Origin of the sequence: Bifidobacterium erythrocebi (assembly GCF_012932675.1) — a bacterium.
In the GTDB taxonomy this organism is placed as follows: domain Bacteria; phylum Actinomycetota; class Actinomycetes; order Actinomycetales; family Bifidobacteriaceae; genus Bifidobacterium; species Bifidobacterium erythrocebi.
The window spans coordinates 32408-52298 of sequence record NZ_JAAIIF010000017.1; the positions used below are offsets into that span (position 1 = coordinate 32408).

At 61.3% G+C, this 19891-nt stretch carries 17 protein-coding genes; 15 read left to right on the forward strand and 2 right to left on the reverse strand.

Features of this window, described 5'->3' with window-relative positions; translation table 11 throughout:
- The first annotated feature begins 36 nt into the window (after nt 1–36).
- From G1C98_RS08315 to G1C98_RS08370, 12 genes are all read left to right on the forward strand, one after another.
- Nucleotides 37–735, forward strand: a complete 699-nt coding sequence (locus tag G1C98_RS08315; protein WP_169080759.1) for a uracil-DNA glycosylase — start codon at nt 37–39, stop codon at nt 733–735.
- Between the two features lie 140 nt (nt 736–875).
- Nucleotides 876–1946 carry an AAA family ATPase gene (locus tag G1C98_RS08320; RefSeq protein ID WP_169080760.1) on the forward strand — a complete coding sequence of 357 codons (1071 nt, stop codon included), beginning with the start codon at nt 876–878 and terminating at the stop codon, nt 1944–1946.
- Nucleotides 1947–2062: 116 nt separating this feature from the next.
- Entirely contained in the window at nt 2063–2995 is a 933-nt protein-coding gene (locus tag G1C98_RS08325; RefSeq protein WP_205831957.1) for a DUF58 domain-containing protein, read from the forward strand.
- Complete coding sequence (locus G1C98_RS08330) at nt 2992–3570, forward strand: hypothetical protein (protein ID WP_169080761.1); 579 nt, start codon at nt 2992–2994, stop codon at nt 3568–3570. Before G1C98_RS08325 ends, G1C98_RS08330 begins: the two co-directional genes overlap by 4 nt.
- Complete coding sequence (locus tag G1C98_RS08335; protein ID WP_169080762.1) at nt 3570–4634, forward strand: vWA domain-containing protein; 1065 nt, start codon at nt 3570–3572, stop codon at nt 4632–4634. The genes G1C98_RS08330 and G1C98_RS08335 overlap by 1 nt, the downstream gene beginning before the upstream one ends.
- Nucleotides 4631–5713 carry a vWA domain-containing protein gene (locus tag G1C98_RS08340; RefSeq protein ID WP_169080763.1) on the forward strand — a complete coding sequence of 361 codons (1083 nt, stop codon included), beginning with the start codon at nt 4631–4633 and terminating at the stop codon, nt 5711–5713. Before G1C98_RS08335 ends, G1C98_RS08340 begins: the two co-directional genes overlap by 4 nt.
- A complete protein-coding gene (locus G1C98_RS08345) occupies nt 5710–6396 on the forward strand; it encodes a DUF6466 family protein (protein ID WP_240944980.1) in 687 nt (228 codons plus the stop codon). The genes G1C98_RS08340 and G1C98_RS08345 overlap by 4 nt, the downstream gene beginning before the upstream one ends.
- Nucleotides 6397–6496: 100 nt before the next feature.
- Nucleotides 6497–6829, forward strand: coding sequence for a hypothetical protein (locus G1C98_RS08350; RefSeq protein ID WP_169080764.1), 333 nt, complete (start codon nt 6497–6499; stop codon nt 6827–6829).
- Entirely contained in the window at nt 6829–8445 is a 1617-nt protein-coding gene (locus G1C98_RS08355; RefSeq protein WP_470287746.1) for a PGAP1-like alpha/beta domain-containing protein, read from the forward strand. The genes G1C98_RS08350 and G1C98_RS08355 overlap by 1 nt, the downstream gene beginning before the upstream one ends.
- 178 nt (nt 8446–8623) lie before the next feature.
- On the forward strand, nt 8624–9769 hold the full coding sequence (locus G1C98_RS08360) for an ATP-binding protein (RefSeq protein WP_169080765.1): 1146 nt from the start codon (nt 8624–8626) through the stop codon (nt 9767–9769).
- A gap of 93 nt (nt 9770–9862) precedes the next feature.
- A complete protein-coding gene (locus G1C98_RS08365) occupies nt 9863–11227 on the forward strand; it encodes a bifunctional phosphopantothenoylcysteine decarboxylase/phosphopantothenate synthase (RefSeq protein WP_169080766.1) in 1365 nt (454 codons plus the stop codon).
- Between the two features lie 121 nt (nt 11228–11348).
- Nucleotides 11349–12116 (forward strand): type III pantothenate kinase, encoded by a 768-nt coding sequence (locus tag G1C98_RS08370; RefSeq protein ID WP_169080767.1) that lies wholly within the window; start codon nt 11349–11351, stop codon nt 12114–12116.
- Between the two features lie 125 nt (nt 12117–12241).
- On the opposite strand, the gene G1C98_RS08375 is transcribed toward G1C98_RS08370, so the two are convergent.
- The gene (locus G1C98_RS08375) at nt 12242–13705 is read right to left on the reverse strand and encodes an ABC transporter substrate-binding protein (RefSeq protein ID WP_169080768.1); all 1464 of its coding nucleotides are present in this window, start codon (nt 13703–13705) and stop codon (nt 12242–12244) included.
- Nucleotides 13706–13884: 179 nt separating this feature from the next.
- Here G1C98_RS08375 and G1C98_RS08380 point away from each other — a divergent pair, with 179 nt between their 5' ends.
- From G1C98_RS08380 to G1C98_RS08390, 3 genes are all read left to right on the forward strand, one after another.
- Nucleotides 13885–15783, forward strand: coding sequence for a DUF4422 domain-containing protein (locus G1C98_RS08380; protein ID WP_169080769.1), 1899 nt, complete (start codon nt 13885–13887; stop codon nt 15781–15783).
- Between the two features lie 84 nt (nt 15784–15867).
- Nucleotides 15868–16890: a dTDP-glucose 4,6-dehydratase gene (rfbB, locus tag G1C98_RS08385; protein ID WP_169080770.1), complete on the forward strand. Its 1023-nt coding sequence runs from the start codon at nt 15868–15870 to the stop codon at nt 16888–16890.
- Between the two features lie 131 nt (nt 16891–17021).
- Complete coding sequence (locus G1C98_RS08390; RefSeq protein WP_417852310.1) at nt 17022–19631, forward strand: sulfatase-like hydrolase/transferase; 2610 nt, start codon at nt 17022–17024, stop codon at nt 19629–19631.
- Nucleotides 19632–19715: 84 nt separating this feature from the next.
- On the opposite strand, the gene G1C98_RS08395 is transcribed toward G1C98_RS08390, so the two are convergent.
- Nucleotides 19716–19891 (reverse strand): UDP-galactopyranose mutase (locus G1C98_RS08395; RefSeq protein ID WP_277347569.1); only part of this gene is annotated, 176 nt, incomplete at its 5' end.

Here is a 19891-nt window from a genome sequence, read left to right on the forward strand (position 1 = left end):
GGGTGCGTGCGGACGCATGCAGGTACAGTGGGCGGTATGACCGAAATCAAACCGTTGCGTGATTTAGTGGAAGCCGGCTGGGCGGATGCGCTGGCCGACGTCGAACCGCAGGTGCACCGCATGGGCCAGTTCCTGCGCGAGGAAACCCGCGCCGGACGCCCGTGGCTGCCGGCAAGCCGCAATATTCTGCGCGCCTTTACCATTCCCTTCGATTCGATCCGCGTGCTGATCGTGGGTCAGGACCCCTACCCCACGCCCGGTCATCCGGTGGGATTGAGCTTCTGCGTGGCCCCGGAGGTGAACCCGCTGCCGCGCAGCCTGGTCAATATCTATAAGGAGTTGACCGACGATCTGGGTGTGCCGATGCCGAGCAACGGCGACCTGACACCATGGACCGAGCATGGCGTGATGCTGCTGAACAGATGCCTGACCGTGGGCGTGGGCAGGCCGAACAGCCACCAGGGCAAGGGCTGGGAGGAAGTGACCGAGGCCGCGATCCGCGCGTTGAATGCCCGTACGGACGAGAACGGCAAGCCCAAGCCGCTGGTCGCGATTTTGTGGGGCCGCAACGCGCAAAGCCTGGAGCCGCTGCTGACGAATGCGTTCATCATCAAGTCGCCGCATCCCTCGCCGCTGTCCGCCTCGCGCGGGTTCTTCGGTTCGCGCCCGTTCTCGCGTGCGAACGAGGCGCTGGTACGGATGGGTGCCGAGCCGATCGACTGGCAGTTGCCCTGAGCAGTTACGAGCGGCTGCCCTGACAGCGAACGGACGAACACGGTCGTGCGGCCCCGGCTGCGAGACCGCCCGCCCAGCATGAACGGAATCCCCAGCCCGCACCCAGCCAAGCGTCACCGCGCTTGGCTACCATGGGGCGCATGGCTATTTTCCCTCCGAAACCACAGATGCCCGCTCAGCCCGCACCGGCACACATGCCCGCGTCTGCCGCAGCACCAACATTGGCCGCAGACGACGTCAAGCAGGCGAAGGCTCTGGCGGATCGCATCCGCGCACGCTTCTCGCAGACCCTGATCGGCCAGGAGCATCTGCGCGAGTCCCTGATTCTCACCATGGTGGCCGGCGGCCACATCCTCATCGAATCCGTGCCCGGCCTGGCCAAGACCACCGCCGCACAGACCCTGGCGACGTCGGTTTCCGGCACGTTCAAGCGCATCCAGTGCACGCCCGACCTCATGCCGTCCGATATCGTCGGCACGCAGGTCTTCGACTTCGCCACGCAGAAGTTCACCACGCAGGTCGGCCCGATCCACGCCAACTTCGTGCTGCTGGACGAAATCAACCGTTCCAATGCCAAAACCCAGTCCGCCATGCTTGAGGCCATGGCCGAAGGCGCCAGCACCATCGGCGGCGAGCGCATCGCCCTGCCGAAGCCGTTCATGGTGATTGCCACGCAGAACCCCATCGAGGAGGAGGGCACGTTCGCGTTGCCCGAGGCGCAGATGGACCGTTTCATGATGAAGGCCGTCATGACCTATCCCACCGCCGACGAGGAAAAGCGCATGCTGGCGCTGCTCACGCGCCGTGGTTCCGACATGATCGACCCGATGCAGCTGCAGGGCGACCGCCTGTCCATGCGTGATGTGGAGTTCCTGCGTGCGGCCGCCAAGCGCGTGTACGTGTCGGACGCGATCATGCAGTATGCGGTCGATATCGCGGCGACGTCGCGTGGTGCCGGCTCCCACCCCGTGCAGGGCCTGGGTTCCCTGGTGCGTTTGGGTGCTTCCCCGCGTGCGTCGATCGCGCTGGTGCGCATCGGCCAGGCGAACGCGCTGCTCAAGGGCCGCGAGTATGTGATTCCGGAGGATGTGAAGTCCGTGGTGGCCGACGTGCTGCGGCATCGTCTGGTGCTGACGTTCGAGGCGCTGGCCGACGGCGTGACCGCCGATCAGGTGGTCGATCGCATCGTGCAGGCGGTTCCCGTTCCGTGATCGACGCGATGACTGCCGGTCGAAACGCCCGTATGGCGGCGCAGACGCAGGCGGATCAGCCGTTGCCGTTGCGTGCCGCGGCTTCGCCCGATCCGATCAGGGCGAAGATCGAGGCCATGGGCAATCGGCTGAATCTGCCGACCGTGGCCAAGGCGCTGGGTGTTATCGAAGGCGAACATTCGTCGCGGCGTTCCGGCGGCGCGGATGAGCTGATGGACGTGCGCGCCTATGAGGCGGGTGACGAGGCGCGTCTGATCGAGTGGAAGACCAGTGCGCGTCAGGGTCGTCCTATGGTGATCCGGCGTGAGCGTCTGGTCACGTCCCGCGTGTGGCTGCTGCTTGATGTGGGCCGTGAGATGACCGCTTCGTGCGCTTCGGGCGAGCTGGCGTACCAGGTCGCGGCGAATGCGCTGCGCATGTTCGCGGCGTTGTCGTTGCGCCGTTCCGATGAGATCTCGCTGGTGTTCGGCGATGCGGCGAGTATTACGCGCGTACCGTTCAACGGTGATTTCTGCCAGTTCGAGCGCACGTTGGATGGCGCGTTGGATCGCAAGTGGGAGCATGGGCGCAATATCGACGCGCTGCTCACGTATGCGCGGCGTATCAAGGATCGTAATGCGCTGATCGTGCTGGCGACCGACGAGCATGCGCTGACCAAGGATCATCTCAAGGAGATCCATCGCATCACGCGCACCCATCCGCTGACGCTGATCGACGTGGCGACGGCGAACCCGTTTGAGGTGGGGCGCGGCCGGGCTGTTGTCGACGCGCGGTCGCAGCGCCGTCTTCCGGCTTTTCTGCGCGACAGGCGTGCCGCCGTGGAGGTGAACACGCACCGCGAATATATGGCCACGGCGTTGGAACGTGAGCTGTCGCATATGGGAGGGCATATGATCCGCGCCGGTTCCAGCGAGGCGATGTTCGATGATTTCGTGCGGCTGGTGTCTCGTGCGCTGGCCCGCGATACGCGCAATCTGGTGGCACCTGCGGCGGGTGCGGCGTCTTCCGCGTCCGCGTCTTCCTCCGTGCTGGCGGGAGGCGACCAATGATGCTTCATACCCCTTTGATTTCGTCCGTTCCGCTGCGCTTTTCGGTTGTGACGCTGGCCTTGAACACCGACGGATTGCAGCCGGTCGGCCAGGTCGACCTGTCCACGCCGCTGATTGTCACCGCGGTGCTTGCCACGCTGCTTGCCGTGGCGCTCATCGTGGCCGTCGTACTGCTGTCACGTCCTCGACGCACCCGCGAGAAGCCGCAGCCGCGCGGCGCGCATCTGGACAGCACCGCCAAGACGTCGTGGCACCGGCGCATCGACGATGTGGTGCGTCGCTACCATGACGAGAAGATCGACCGTGAGACCGCGTTCATCGAATTGGCGGCGATCTGCCGTGGCATCGCCTCCGCGCACACCGGCCGCGACCTGCGCGCGCACACGCTGACCGATATTCGACGCGAGCCGCGCAACTCCTCGACCCGTACCGGATTGGACACGCTGCGCATGACCATCGCGGCCCTGTACCCGCCTGAATTCGCGGATGAGACGGTGGACACGCATGCCCGCGAGGTGAGCGTCGACGACGCCGCCGGGTGGGCGTCTACGCTGGTGGAAAGGTGGGGACGCTGATGCAGCTTTCCTGGCAAAGCCCCTGGGCCGCGCTGGTCGGGGTGATGGTCGCGCTGGCGATCATCGTTCTGGCCCTCGCGTTCGCCCGCAAGCATGACGCGGATGACGCGCTGCACGTGTTCTCCATGGCCGACGATCTGGCCACCGAACGCGCCTCGCAGCTGCTGCGCCAATGGCGCATCCTGAACCGTGTGGCCGCGGCCTTGCTCGCCGTGGCGCTGCTGCTGACCTTCGTGCTCGTCGCGCGCCCGGCCAGCGTCGATCAGGGCGAGGAACGCTCCAGCAGCCGAGACATTGTGCTGTGCCTTGACGTTTCCGGCTCCACACTGCCCTACGATCGTGAGGTCATCGACACCTACCGCGACCTCGTCTCGCATTTCCAGGGCGAGCGCATCGGCATGAGCATCTTCAACTCCACGTCGCGTACCGTGTTCCCGCTTACCGACGATTACGATCTCGTCAGCCACCAGCTGGAACTCGCCAGCAAGGCGCTCAGCGGCGTGCAGTCGCAGGACGACATCGACAAGATGAGCGAAGAGGACTACCAGCGCATCTCCGACTGGCTTGAAGGCACGCAGAACCGCAAGGACGCCACCTCGCTGATCGGCGACGGCGTGGTCTCCTGCGCGGCCATGCTGCCCGGCTTCACCTATGGCTCCGCAAGTTCCCAGGGCAGCACCGAGCGCACGCGCGCGGCATCCATCGTGCTCGCCACCGACAATGTCGTGTCCGGCACGCCCGTGTACACGCTCAAGCAGGCGCTCAACCTGACATCCAAGGCGAATATCACCGTGGACGGCCTGTTCTCCGGCCCCGAGGCGAGCGAGAAGGACAGCACCACCACGGATATGCGCAACCTGATCGAATCGCATCACGGCACTTTCCTCACCCAGTCGAGCGGCACCACCGTGAACGAGCTCGTGCGCGACATCGACACGCGCCGCAACAAGGAAAGCCGCGCCACGTCCAAGGCCTCGATGGTGGACGATCCCGCATGGTGGGTGCTCGCGTTGGCCGTGGCGGTGGCCTTGTGGCTGCTGGTCGTCTGGAGGTTGAAGCGATGAACACGTTCACTTTCTCGCCGCTGCTCGGCTGGGCCGTGGGCGGAACGATCGCGCTGGTGATGCTGGTGCTGGCGATCGTGGAGGTCGTGCGCCATACGTTCGGCGATGCGGGTGACGAGACGATGCTCGCCTGCGTGCGCCGCATGCTGATCTGCCTGACGGTGGGCGCGATGGCGCTCGGCCCGAGCATGGTGGTTTCGACCACCAGCCGTGCGGTGAACAACACCGATGTGGTGATGGCCGTGGATGTGACCGGTTCGATGGCCGTCAAGGATGCGACCTACGGTTCGGCCGAACTGACCACGCGTCTGCAGGCCGCCAAGCAGGCAGTGAACGACGTGACGAAGGCGTATGCGGACTCCAGCTTCGCCGCGGTGCGTTTCGGCGCGTCCGGCACGCTTGATGTTCCGCTCACGCCCGACGCGGCCGCGATCCGCAACTGGGCCGCCACGCTGGCGCCCGAAGCGACGAGCGTATCGTCCGGCTCCTCGCTGGACGCGCCGCTCGACCAGCTCATCACCACGCTCAAGGACATCCGCACCGCGCATCCCGACGATGCGATCGTGCTGTATGTGATCACCGACGGCGAGCAGACCTCCGCACAGTCCAGACGCACGTTCTCCACGTTGCGCCACTACATCAACGATGCGATCGTGGTGGGCGTGGGCTCCACGCAGGGCGGCAGGATCCCGCTGATCAAGGACGGCGTATCGTCCGACTCGTCTTCCGGCTCGTCTTCTGATTCTTCGGATTCTTCTGATTCTTCCAATTCCAAGGATTCCGACACGCAGCAGTGGGTCACCGACCCCGACACCAAGCAGCCGGGCGTCTCGAAGATGGACGAGACCACACTGAAGAACCTGGCCGACGAACTCGGCGGCAGCGTGGTGACGCTCTCCGCAACCAACACCATGGCGAACGGGCGTTCCGCCGAGGCCTCGAAGAAATGGAGCGTGGGCACGACCGCCAAGCAACGCACCCGCACGAATCCCGTGGTCTGGCCGTTGGCCGCCGTGGCACTCGTGCTGATCGCCTGGGAGATGGGATCGATGATCGCAACATCGAGGAGACTGCTATGAGCAAGAAGACGAAAGCCCGCGCACAGGCCCGAACCGCGGCCGACGCGATTGCAGATGCCAAAACCGCGAACGCAGCCGGCAATGCGATAGTCGGATCGGAAATCCCCCTCGACCCGCACGCGCACACCGTCAAGGCGCGCGCATCGCTCGCCATACGCGTGATCATGGCGATAGTCGCCGTGGCGGCGCTCGTGTTCGCGGTCCTCGCCGGACTGAACATCTCGGCCTCCACACGATTCAACCAGGCGACGGCATCATTGAACCGGAACCTGAAACAGGCCACCCAAGACGACGCCGACCTGGACGCGCTGAACGCCAGCCAACAGCAAACCGACGCACAGTTCGAAGACGCGGCACGGCTCAACATCGCCCTGCTACCGCAACTGCGGCAGGCAATCGCAGCCAACGCAGCCGTCTCCGCCGAACTGACCAAACGCATCGGCCAGGAACTCGCCGCGCAAAAAGGCACCGACACCAACAACGGCAACAGCGGCAACGCCGAAATCGAAGGCGCAACCACCAAGGATTCCAAGAACAGCAACGGCAGCGGCCTGACCGACGAGCAGAAAAAACAGGTGGAGGAACTGCTCAAGGCGAACCAGCAATCCACCGACACCAACCCGTCCACAAACACCCAGACCGACAAAGCCAACAAGAAGCAGCAGACCGCCAAGCCCTGGTGATGGTGGTTCTTTGTGACAAACATGTGATGACCGCCGGAAGCTCCGTCCACATCCCCCGCACAGCTGGACAGCGCCCCGGCACCTCCCGTTCAATGGACGCATGACCATCACATCACTCTCAGGAAACAGCACACAGCCGCTCTTCAACACCACGGCACCGACATTCGGCACCACCTGCCCATGCCTCACCGTCGCGGCGAACGGACGCCAACGCATCACCGCGCTCGCCGCGAACAGCGCCTCCATCCACGGCTCCATACACGAGACCCTGGCGACGGCGCACGGCATCGACTGGAACGGCAAGGCCGCCAACCATTACCGCGACCGCATCGCCACGGTACGCAACTCGTTGAGCGCGCACGACGATGAGGCACGTTCGACCGCGCAGGTGGCACAGGTATCGCAGGTCGCACTGCCGCAAGGAGGCGCATGATGGGATGGCAGGTCACCTCATACATATACGGCGGGCATCAGTCAGCACCCGCCACACAGGAGGACTACCGCCGCGTGGCCACGTCGTTGGACGACGCGGGCGGCAAGCTCGTCGCACACGGCATCGCATGGCGGCAGGCGGCCATGGACCTTGCCCGCGATCGCGCCAGCGTACCGCTCTGCCCGGTGATATCCGGCGAATCGGCGGTTCCCGTGGCCTCGCGTTCCGTGGCCGTCACCGGCTGCGTCGCATCCTCTCCGACCACCGGCGCGATGGCATCCTCGCTGTCGTCTGGAAGCATAGGCACGGCAAGTGCCATGGGCACGGCAGGCACGACCACGCACGGCACGCTCCCCTACGAACGGCTCATCGCCTTATGCAACGAGAACGCCAGGAACTGCGATGCGGACGGCATGCAGCTGCGCAAGATGGCCGATCTGCTGGTCCGCGCCCACAGTCTGTACAGCGAGGCCGAATGGAAGGCGCGGCGTGCGTTCAACGAGACCGGACAGACCGTGACCAAGGCGTTCCCAGGCTGGACGTCGCTGGGCATGCTGGGGCTGATTCTCGGCGGATTGGGCGCAAGCTGGATCAACGAGGGCAAGCCGAAACCATCCGCGGCGTCATGGGTGACGGCACCGTTCCAGGAAGGGTATCTTTCCGGCATCGGCTCGCTGATATCAGGAACATCGTTCGCCAAGGGCCTGTTCTCCACCGACGAGGTGAACCAGTCCGCAGGCAAGATCAGCAAGTATTCCGCTCCGCTGAAGAACGTCGCGCAGGGCAACACCCTGACCGTGCGGCGCGTGCGCTCGACCGTCGATATGGTCGGTCCGAGCACGTCCGTGGCGGAATCGTTGGAGAACCTGCGCAGACTCGGCGAAGACAAGTACAAACTGGGGTCGGGACTGCAATATGCCACCATCGCCGTGCAACGGTATAAGCGCGAAGACGGGACGAATGCCTGGCTGGTGACGATTCCGGGCACGGACGGGCATGCCGATTCACCGTTTGGTTGGGAGCAGAACATCGAGCTGATGAGCGATGACCCCGAGCAGCGCAAGCAGGCGGACAGTTCGCGCATGGTGGTGGAGGCGATGCGCAAGGCCGGAATCCGTTCCGACGAGCCGGTGGCGCTGATCGGGCATTCCCAGGGCGGTATTGTGGCGGCTCAGATCGCCGCCGATCGGGCCGATGAATACAACATCAGCCATGTGGTGACCGCCGGATCGCCGGTGGCGAATCATCCCATCCCTGAGAAGACGTGGGTGACCAGCATCGAGATGAACGACGAGCTGGTGGCCGCGCTGGATGGTGCGCAGAATCCTCAGACGGAGAACTGGCTGACCGTTCGCGCCACAGTGGAGCCCAGCGCGCCCCAGGTGGTGGAGGATGGCGTCATCATCCCCCGTTCCAACCCATATGCCGCGGCACAGGTGCCGACCGCCTCGGAAGGGCAGGAGCTCAGCCATTGGCTGAAGTACCATCAGGCCGCATACCAGAACGCCAGCGATCTAGGCTCTCCCGCAGTGGAGAAGCATGAGCGGCATTTCGCCGGTGTGATCGATGGCAAACTGCGCGAGACCTTGTATTACGAGGGGCGTATGTCGTACTGACCGCGTCGGTCGCAGCCGTTCTCAGCATGCATTGGCGTCTCAGCACCAGATAATGTGCAACGGTACGCATCGGTACACATTCGTGTACATCGGTGTACATTCGTGCACATTGGTACACATTCGTATACAATGGTACGCATTCAGTCAGTCGAAGCTCGATCCAGCAGAAAGCACCATTATGGCCATGAATCCGTTCAAGCCAACCGCGGGGAAAATGCCCCCCATCCTCATTGGTCGAGAGCCGGCAATCCAAGCGTTCACCGAGGGACTCGACAACGGCACAGGAGCGCCCGGGCGCATTATGCTGGTCACCGCCCAACGCGGTTTCGGCAAAACCGTACTGCTCACCGAATTCAGGAAAATCGCAGCGGAACGCAAATGGGAGACCATCTCCGAAACCGCATCGCCCGGCATCGCGCAACGACTTATCAGCGCCATCGCCCCGTCAGGCATGCACCTCAGCCAAGCAAACGTAAGCCCCTCAATCAGTATTCCGGGAATCGCGAGCGCAAGCCTCGGTCAGCTCAGCCTTTCGGCATCCAATGCGCCGCTCACCCTGCGCAATGCCATAGAAAAACGGTTGGAGAGCAATAAAATCGGCAAAGGGAAGGGCATCCTCATCACCATTGACGAGACGCAGGCCGCCAGTCTTGACGACCTTATCACCATCGCAACAGCCGTCCAGCATGTCACTACGGCCATTGACGAAACCGACGTTCCGGACGAGGACAAGAAGGGCGTCGCCATCGTGTTCGCCGGCCTGCCCTCTACGGTCAACGATCTGGTCAACGATAACGTCACTACGTTCCTGCGCAGGGCACTACGCTGTGAGCTCGATGATGTTCCCCTGTTGGAGGTCAAGAACGCATTTCTCAAGTCCGTTGCGGATTCAGGGAAGACCATAAGCGATGAAGAAGCGTGGCGTGCGGCACAGGCCACCGGAGGCTACCCGTATATGGTGCAGCTTGTCGGCTATTACATGTGGCAGTCGGCGCAACGCAGAAATGCGCAGACCATCACCGCGTCCGACGTGGATTCCGGCATACTCGATGCACAAATCGCCTTCGATGATGCCGTCTGCGCGCCGGCGCTGGATGAATTGAAAACCGCCGAGCTGCAATTCCTCAACGCCATGGCCGTTGATGCGCCGAACGCTTCCAAGGTCAGCGATTTGGAGCAGCGGACGAAACGCAGCCGCAGCTGGGTGAACAAATACCGCACATCGCTCATTCGGGACAAGATTATTCGGCCGGCCGGGCATGGCCTGCTGGAATTCGCCATGCCCCAATTGGGTTCATACCTCAAGACCCGTCTGGATCAATAGCCACTCCCCCCGCAGCAATCCATCGCCTCATACCAGCCAAGCGAAAAGCGGGGCCTGGGCGGCTCGTTTGCAACGGTTTGTATACTGGCGGGCATGGCGCATATTCTTCTGGGAGTCACGGGATCGATCGCAGCGTTCAAGGCATGCCACCTGACATCCGACTGGACCAAGGCCGGCAACGAAGTACGGGTGATCGAAACGGCAGCGGCGGAACAATTCGTCACCCCGCTCACCTTCACCTCGTTGACGCACGCGCAGACGCGAACCGCCATGTTCCCGAACATCACGGCATCCTCCATTCAGGGCGACGTGATCAGCAACCCTTCCAGCCCCGCCTCCATCAACCACATCGCGGACGCCGCATGGGCGGATGCGCTGGTCATCGCGCCGGCGAGCGCCGACATCATCGCGCGCATCGCCGCCGGATTGGCGGATGACACCCTCACGTCCACAATTCTCGCCTTCCATGGTGCCGTCAAGGTGCTGTGCCCGGCCATGAACGTGCACATGTTCGAGAATCCCGCGACCCAGCGCAATCTGCGCATCTGCAAGGAGCTTGGCTGGTCGATCGTGGAGCCGGAGTCCGGCAATCTGGCATGCGGCGACACCGGCAAGGGCCGTATGGAGGAGCCTGCGGAGATCGAACGCATTGTGGACGGACTACTGGAACAGGCATCGCAGCAGACCGATACCAATGCCCCGGCCTCGGTCCCTGCCCCGGTCTCGCCCTCGCCCACGAGCCCCGAAACAAAGCCTCTTGACGGCCTGCATGTACTTATCACAGCCGGGCCTACGCAGGAACCGTTGGATCCCGTTCGGTTCCTCACCAATCATTCCACCGGCAAGATGGGGTATGGCTTCGCGCACGAGGCGGCGGCGCTGGGAGCAACCGTCACGCTGATCAGCGGCCCGGTGAGCCTGCCGGAACCCGGCGAGCCGACTATCGAGACCGTTCATGTGACCACCGCCCAACAGATGTTCGAGGCGGTGCAGCAAGCCTACGAGTCGGCCGACATCATTGTGATGACCGCCGCGGTCGGGGATTTCCGCGTCAGCGAGGTCGCGGGCGAGAAGATCAAGAAGGCCGGGCGTTCCAGCATTCAGATCGAGCTGGTGTCCAATCCGGATATTCTCGCGTGGGTCGGCGCGCACAAGCGCACGGACGGCTCACAGGTGCTGTGCGGATTCGCCATGGAGACGCAGCATCTTATCGAGAACGCGGCGAAGAAGCTCGCTTCGAAGCATTGCGACATGCTGGTGGCGAACAATCTGCGCGATGCTGGCGCCGGTTTCGGCACGGATACGAATGTGGTGACCGTGCTCACTCCTGCCCCTGCCGATGCTTCAGACAGCCAGGCACCAATCCAGCCGCGTGTCGAGAAATGGCAGAAAATGGGCAAAACCGAGCTGGCCCACCAACTGCTGCTTCGTCTTGCCGCGCTGCGCACAGCCGCGTGAAACCATGCCTGGAACTGCGTGAAATCACTGCCACCCGCCGCAAAGAGGCGTACACTCGCAATAGTGAGTAGCGCAGCGTGGCGTACGGCTGCGCGGCAACCAGACAAGGGGGAACACTGCCATGCTGATGGCTGTAGATATCGGAAACACCAACATCGTCATCGGCTTTCTGGAGGGCGAGCGCATCGTCGGATCCTACCGCATCACCACCAAGGCCCTGCACACGTCGGACGAATACACGGTGATGCTTTCGCAGTTCCTGCAGATCAGCGGGTATACGAGGCATGACGTGGAGGATGTGATCGTGTGCTCGGTGGTGCCGAAGGTCATGCATTCCTTCCGCGCGTCGATCATCAAGTTCCTTGGCTATGAGCCGATGGTGGTGGGTCCGGGCATCAAGACCGGCATCAATATTCGTATGGATAATCCCAAGACCATGGGCGCGGACTGCCTGACCGACTGCGTCGGCGCGTACTACACGTACGGCGGCCCGGTGCTGGTGGCCGATTTCGGCACGGCGACCACGTTCAACTACGTTGACGGCACCGGCACGATCCGTGCGGGCTATATCACCACCGGCATCCGCGCCGGGGCCGAGGCGCTCTGGGGCCAGACCGCACAGCTGCCCGAGGTGGAGATCGTGCGGCCGCAGTCGATTCTCGCCACGAACACGCGCACCGCCATGCAGGCCGGCCTGTATTACACGTTCCTTGGCGGCATCGAACGCACCGTGCAGCAGTTCCGCAAGGAGATCGGCGAGCCGTTCACCGTGGTCACAACCGGCGGTTTGGGCCGGATTTTCAAGGACGATACGGATGCGATCGACATATACGACCCGGATCTGATCTTCAAGGGCATGGCGCTGATCTACAAGCGCAATATGAAGTAGCGGGTGTGCGGCCGGCGTCGAGCCCGACACCAAACCGCCAAGCGCACCATACCGCACAGCCGCGTTACCGCACAGCCGCCCTACCGCACGCTATTAGCCAGTTCACCGCACGCCTGCCAGCCGCTTTACCGCACGGTGAAGCCCTGGTTCGTGCCGTATTCCTTGATGTCCTTCTCCCACAGGGCGATGCCCTGCTTCAGAGTCACCTTATCGGTCGGCTTGTCAAGCGGCTTCAACGGCTTGCCGTCATCGTCAAGCAGCCCCTCCTTCACGGCCTCCTGCCGCTTCAGATACGACTGCCACGAGTTCGCCCAACGGTACGCCGTGCCCACGGTCGCGCTGAAGTCGCTGCGCGCGTACACCTCGAACGGCAGGTACTGGTAGCCGGTCGACACGTTCTTCGCGGCCTGGGCCAGCACACGGTTGAACTGCTGCCCGCCGAAATATGGGATATCCAGTCCGCGCGAATCCTTGATGGTGGTGCGTTCGAGGAAGCTGGAACTCGTCAGCGTGGGCAGATCCGCGGGGAAAGCACCACCGTCCACACGCGCGCCGATGCCCTCGGCATCATGCGCCACGAATTCGGCGAAACGGTATGCTGCGTCCGGTTTGCGTGTGGATTGGAGCACGCATATCGCGGAACCACCGTTTTCCGCATTGACACGCGTGCCGTCCACGGTGGGCATCTGCGTCACGCGCCATAGTCCTGCGCTGCCGGGCACGTCGGATTGCAGGAGCGAGGGCATCCATGCGCCGGAGAATACGGAGGCGATCGTGCCTCTGCCGAGCCCGCGCTTCCAACCGTCCGACCATGTGGCGTTTCGGGTGTCGATCAGGTCCTCGTTGATCATTTTCTGCCAGAATGCGGTGAATGTCTTCACGCCCTTGTCGCCGGTGAGGTTGACGGTCACGTTCTTGCCGTCCTTGCTGGTGGAGAACGGCTGGCCGCCTGCGAGCCAGATCATGGCGTCGTAGAAGCTGGCATCGCCGGCGTCGGCGGTGATGTAGGCTCCGGTGGCTTTGATTTTCTTGGCGGCCTCGTAATAGTCGTCCCAGGTTCTGATCTTGGTGGCGTCCACGCCCGCGTCGTCGAACACGGTTTTGTTGTAGAAGAAGGCCATGGGGCCGGAGTCCATGGGCAGGCCGTACACCTTGTCGGCCAGGTGCACGGAGGCCCATGTGCCAGGCGTGTAGAAGCTTGAGAAGTCGGAGCCGACCCTGTCGGTCAGGTCGAGCAGCTGGCTGGATACCGCGTATTGCCGCAGGGCGTGGTATTCGATCTGCGCCACGTCCGGCATGTTGTAACCGTCCTGGATGGCGGTGTTCAGGTTGTCGTAGCCGGAGATGCTGGTCAGGTCAACGGCGATGTCGGGGTTCTCAGCTTCGAAACGCTGCACAACCGTTTCCATGCTTGGCTCCCAACTCCACACGGAGATGTGCGCGCGGGTGTCGGTTTGCTGGCCGCATGCAGCGAGCCCTGCGATGGCGGCGATGCTTGCGACCGCGGCGATGACCCGGCGAACAGTAGCGTGAAACGTCTCGTGAAACACCCCTCGGGGCTGGTGACGGGACTTTCGGAACGAATGCATGGTTATCAGTGTAGCGACAGGCGGCGGCGTGGGTGGGAGGGATGCGAGACGGCACACATGGCCAAACGACATGTGTGGAGATTCTTCAGAGGGCAAGGTCTCGCGGCACAACAACCACCGTCCGCGCTAGGCTGGTATGCAGTCTGTTGTTTTGTCACCTCGCAAGGACGGGAGCACCATTGCCTACGGAAAACCCATCGCAGCCATCACGTATCAAGATCTTCGTTTCGGCCCATAAGCCGGCCGTCTTCCCCGATTGCGCCAGCATCCTGCCGATTCAGGTCGGAGCCGCGCAAGCGGAGTCAGCGGGCAAACCTCTGTTCGAGAACACGTTGCATGACAATACCGGCGACAACATCTCCAGCAAGAATCCCATGTACTGCGAGCTCACCGCACAGTACTGGGCATGGAAGAACGCCGACGCCGATTATTACGGGTTCTGCCACTACCGCCGTTACTTCGATTTCACCAATACCGAGCATGAACAGAACAGCTACGGCGAGATCATAGACACCATCATCAATCCCAAATCCATCGCCGAATACGGCCTTGACGACGGAACCATCGCGCAGGCGGTGGAAGGCTGGGACGTCATCACCACGCCATTGAACAATGTGCGCGAATTCGATGGGTTCACCAATCTCAAAGACCATTGGAACGCGGATCCGCATCTGCGCATCAAGGACCTGCGCCACATGTACGACGTGCTGTGCGCAATGCACCCCGAGTATCGCGAGGATGCCGACGCCGTGCTCAACGGCACCCGCGCGGCCTTCTGCAACATGTTCATCATGAAGAAGGCGATCTTCCAGGAATACTGCTCCTGGCTGTTCCCCATCCTTGACGAATTCACCGCCCATTGGGACCATTCCGCCGCCGACGTGCAGACGCTGCGCACTCCCGGCCATCTTTCCGAACGCCTGCTCAACATCTTCCTTGTGCACAAGCAGCGCACCGGCGCGAACTGGAAGATCAAGCGCCTGCAGTGCGTGCACTTCACCAACCCGGAACCGTTCACGCCGCTGGAACCGTTGAACTCGAACCCGCGTTTCACTGTGCCGGTGCTGTTCGCGGCGGACGACAACTATGTGCCGATGCTGACCACCACCATCTATTCGATGCTGAGGAACGCCTCGCCCGAACGGCATTACGACGTGATCGTGCTTGAACGGAACATCTCGGCGGAGAACAAGCAGAACATCACCGATTTCCTTGCTCAATTCGGCAACGCGACCGTGCGCTTCTACGACGTGAGCCGCGCCATCGACGGTTTCAACCTCACCACCAACAACGCGCATATCAGCATCGAGACCTACTACCGCTTCATCATCCAGGAGGCACTCCCCTTCTACAAGAAGGTGCTGTACCTCGATTGCGACATGGTGGTGAACGGCGATGTCGCGGAACTATACGACACCGACCTTGGCAGCAATGCGATCGGCGCCGTGCCGGATATCGATTTCATCGGCAATCTGAATATGAAGGACGGCGCGTGCGCGGAATATGCGAAGCACCGGCTGCATATGAAGGAACCTTACGGCTATTTCCAGGCCGGCGTGTTGGTGATGAATCTGGAGAAGATGCGGGAGATCCATTCCGTACGCGAATGGCTGGAGATCGCGCAGCAACCGGGCTTCATCTACAACGACCAGGACATTCTGAACATGGAATGCGAAGGGTCCGTCACGCATCTTCCATACGAATGGAATGTGATGCACGACTGCGACGGACGGGTGCATGACGTATTCGATTTCGCCCCGGCGCACATGTTCCAAAAATACATGGATTCGCGCAGAGCCCCGAAGATTGTGCACTATGCCGATTACGACAAGCCTTGGAAGAACCCGTGGTGCGATTTCGGCCCGCTGTATTGGATCTACGCGAGTCAGACACCGTTCTCGCTGCAGATGATGGCATTGCTCGCCGGCATCGAAAAGCCCGAACCGCCGCAGCACCATGAACGCGCCATCGCCGAAGACAGCCCGATCCGCAAATACGTGGACGTGCTGGCACCCGTAGGGTCAAAACAGCGCGAACTTATGAAGGTGGCCGCGCGCAAGATCCAGGGCAAGCACTGATTTGTCAGTTCCCGTTTCGGATTGGCGTAGATACGCGTGAAAAGTCGGCGTCTGCGCCAATCCAAACCCGCACAACCAATACCCATGGCTGAAGAACTTTTCACTCCCCATAACATCATCGTGACCGGTGGCTGCGGCTTCATCGGGTCGAACTTCGTACACTACGTGGTGGAGAACCATCCGGACGTGCACGTGACCGTGCTGGACAAGCTCACGTACGCGGGCAACCCGGAGAACATCGCGGGCCTTCCCGAGGACCGCGTGGAGCTGGTGGTGGGCGACATCTGCGACGCGGACCTGCTGGACCGGATCGTTCCGGGCCACGACGCGATCGTGCATTACGCGGCCGAGTCGCACAACGACAATTCCATCGCGGACCCGGAGCCGTTTCTGAGGACGAACGTGGAGGGCACGTTCCGCCTGCTGGAGGCCGTGCGCAAGTACGGGATCCGCTACCATCACGTGAGCACGGACGAGGTGTACGGCGACCTGGCTTTGGATGACCCGGCCAGGTTCACGGAGTCCACCCCGTACCACCCGTCCAGCCCGTATTCGTCGACGAAGGCCGCGAGCGACATGCTCGTGCGCGCCTGGACCCGCACGTATGGGATCCGCGCGACGATCTCGAACTGCTCGAACAACTACGGGCCCTACCAGCACGTGGAGAAGTTCATCCCGCGCCAGATCACGAACATCCTCGACGGGCAGCGCCCGAAGCTGTACGGCAGGGGCCTGAACGTACGCGACTGGATCCACACCGAGGACCACAGCTCGGGTGTGTGGACGATCCTCACCAGGGGCCGGATCGGCGAGACGTATCTGATCGGCGCGGACGGCGAGCGGAACAACATCGACGTATTGCGCATGATCCTGAGGATGATGGGGCAGGCGGAGGACGCGTTCGACTGGGTGAAGGACCGTCCGGGCCACGACCGCCGGTACGCGATCGACTCGACCAAGCTGCGCACCGAATTGGGGTGGGCGCCGAGGCACACGGACTTCGAGTCGGGCCTGAGACAGACGATCGAGTGGTACACCGAGAACCGCGCGTGGTGGGAGTCCGCGAAGGCCGCGACCGAGGAGCGCTACAGGCGGCAGGGTCAGTGATGGTCTGCTTAACGCCCCCCTCAGCGGACATTAAGCATTTGTTCAGACATACTCGTCCAACCTGAACGACTACTATTGTGTATTCGATTGACGGAGTACAACCCCGGAGAGCAACGGGACATAACAGAGGGATGCCAATGATGTTCGATGATTCGCAAGCACTGAGTCCTGAGAATGAACCTGAGGACGTGGCTGCGACTGCAGAATCTGAATCCTCTGAAAGCAACGATACCCCCACTTCCGTTCCTTCGCCCAGCGAAGAAAACGAGCTGGACGCGCAGGTTCTTGCCGGGAGCGAGAACGACTCCGAGGACGGAGAAGACATCGACGCCACGCAGGAAGACGCAGAGGAACCAGACGGCATCACGGAACAAAATGCCGTAAACGAAGAGCAACAAGCCGAAGAGCAAGACGACACCGAAGTCGAATCGGAAATTCCTGCCAGCCAAGACCTCACGACCGAACCGGAAGCTGCGGAGAGCCAGGATTCCGCAGATGAGCCGGTAGACGAGTCAACTGACGAGCAAACCCCAAGCGGTTTTGCATCACGCGTTCGTGCCGCCACGGCTCCTGTACGCACCGCATGGCGCAATCTTACGGCTCCTGTTCGCTCTGCATGGCATTCCTTCACCAATCTCAAAGCGGTGTGGTTCGTCATCGATTTCTTCCGGAATCCCGATTCCCTGTGGAAGAAGCGCATGAGGTTCTCCTATGCGTTCTATGCCATCGTGTTCTTCGTACTCACCTCCGCCGAGGTCATCTTCCTGCAGTGGGGCATGTACTCCGAACCCACCTATGACAAGGACGCCGTGGTCGATGACACCACCAGGGCCCTTCAAAGCGTTGCCGGACAGGTCACCAGATTCATCAGCCAGATGTGGGTTGAGCAGAAAAACGTCTGTCTCGTCAGTTTCGTTGGCTTGGCTCTGATCTATCTCGCGATGATTTTCGTAACCAATAGGTTCTGGATCGCGACACTTGTCTTTGGCGTAGCGATAACCGCTTTTGGCGTGGCCAACAGCATCAAGATCAAGCTCCGCAACGAGCCCATCATCCCGGCCGATCTGACGTTCATTTCCGGTGGCGATACCGGAAGTATCATGTCATTCGTGCCGGATTCCAGCCGTCCATTTGTCGATGGCGCCATCAAATTCGTGATATGGTTCGCGGTCATCGTCCTCATCCTGTTCGTGCTGGATAGGCGTAGGCGTTTCATTCATTGCTCCTGGCGTCATCCGATTGCGAATGTCAAGAATATCGTCGGAAACGTGTTCCGCATCCTTGCCGCAGTACTCAGCGTCGCTTTCCTGACCTCTTATGCCGTCGGTCTGGGAACGCCCGGCTCGCAAACCTACAAGTGGGCGGAAGACAAGGGCTATGTTCCCCAGCTGTGGAACGCTTTGAGCGACGCCCAGGCCAATGGTCCCGCCACCACGTTCCTGAGCCTGTCGAAGGTCAAGGCCATGGATAAGCCGAGCAACTACAGCCGCAGCACCATGGAAGCCCTTGCGAAGAAATACGCCAAGGAAGCAGCGACCATCAACCAGACCCGTCAGAACGAGCTCACCGACAACACGGTGATCATGATCCTGTCCGAGACCTTCTCGGATCCGACCCGCGTGCCGGGAGTGACGTTCAACATCGATCCGATCCCGAATATCCGAAACATCAAGAACAGCACGACCTCCGGTCTTATGCTTTCCCCCGGCTACGGCGGCGGCACCGCGAATATCGAGTATCAGGCACTGACCGGTCTGAATCTTGCGAACTTCAATGATTCCTTGATTGTTCCTTACCAGCAGTTGGTGCCGAACCAGTCCGACCCGTACTCGTTCAATCAGATTTGGACGCAGAAGTACGGGACGAAGGGTTCCACCGCAGTGCATCCATTCCAGCAAAGCATGTATCTGCGCAACATCAACTATAAGAAGTTCGGCTTCTCGTATCTGTATACGCTTGACAGCAAGATTCCGCTGAAGCATACCGATCGCATCGACAGGTCCCCTTATGTGAGCGATAGCGAGGCATACCAGAACGTCGTGGATCTTCTTAATAAGCAGAAGAACTCGAAGTCCTCGCAGTTCCTGCAATTGGTGACCATGCAGAACCACATGCCGTATGGTGACTATTACGACAATAACCAATTCGTAGATGCCAACACATCCGAAAACCTGTCCGATACGGAACGCTACTGCATCAACACCTACACCAAGGGCATCAACTGGACCGATCAGGAGACAGCCGATTTCCTCAATCAGCTTGATCAGATGGACAAGCCCATCACGGTGATTTTCTACGGCGACCATCTGCCAGGCATCTATGCCACGGCAGATGAGGATAAGAACAACAAGACCGTCCTGCACGAAACGGATTACTTCATCTGGTCGAATTCCGCTTCCGCGTCGCATGGGGCCAAGGTCGATTCCAGTACGACCGCCTATACTTCATCGAACTATTTCATGCCGTTGGCCGCCGAGCATATGAATGCCAAGGTCTCGCCTTATCTTGCCATGCTGACCGACCTGAAGCAGCAGATTCCAGCTATGAGCCGAGTCATCGATTCGAACGGTGGCATCGGCCAGGGCAAGGCAACCTATCTTGACCAGAACGGCAACAGGGTCAAATACACCAAGATGAGCCATAAGGCGCGCAAGCTACTTGAGGATTACAAGCTGGTCCAATACGACCAGACCATCGGAAAGAACTACCTCAAGAGCATGAATTTCACACAGGTTCAGTAGTGCGAATGAAATAGTGTAATCGCATGAAAATGGGCTGTCGGGAAAACCGGCAGCCCATTTTCATGCTTGGAAATTACTTCGAGCCTACTTCTTGAGGAGTGGTTCGACCTGCTCGGCGTACGCGGTCAGGGCCGTGTCGATCACCTGGTGCATGTCGTAGTACTTGTACGTGCCCAGACGCCCCCCGAACACGGTGTTCGGCTCGGCCTTCGCGAGCTCCTCGTACCTCGCGTACAGCTCCCTGTCCGCCTCCGTGTTGA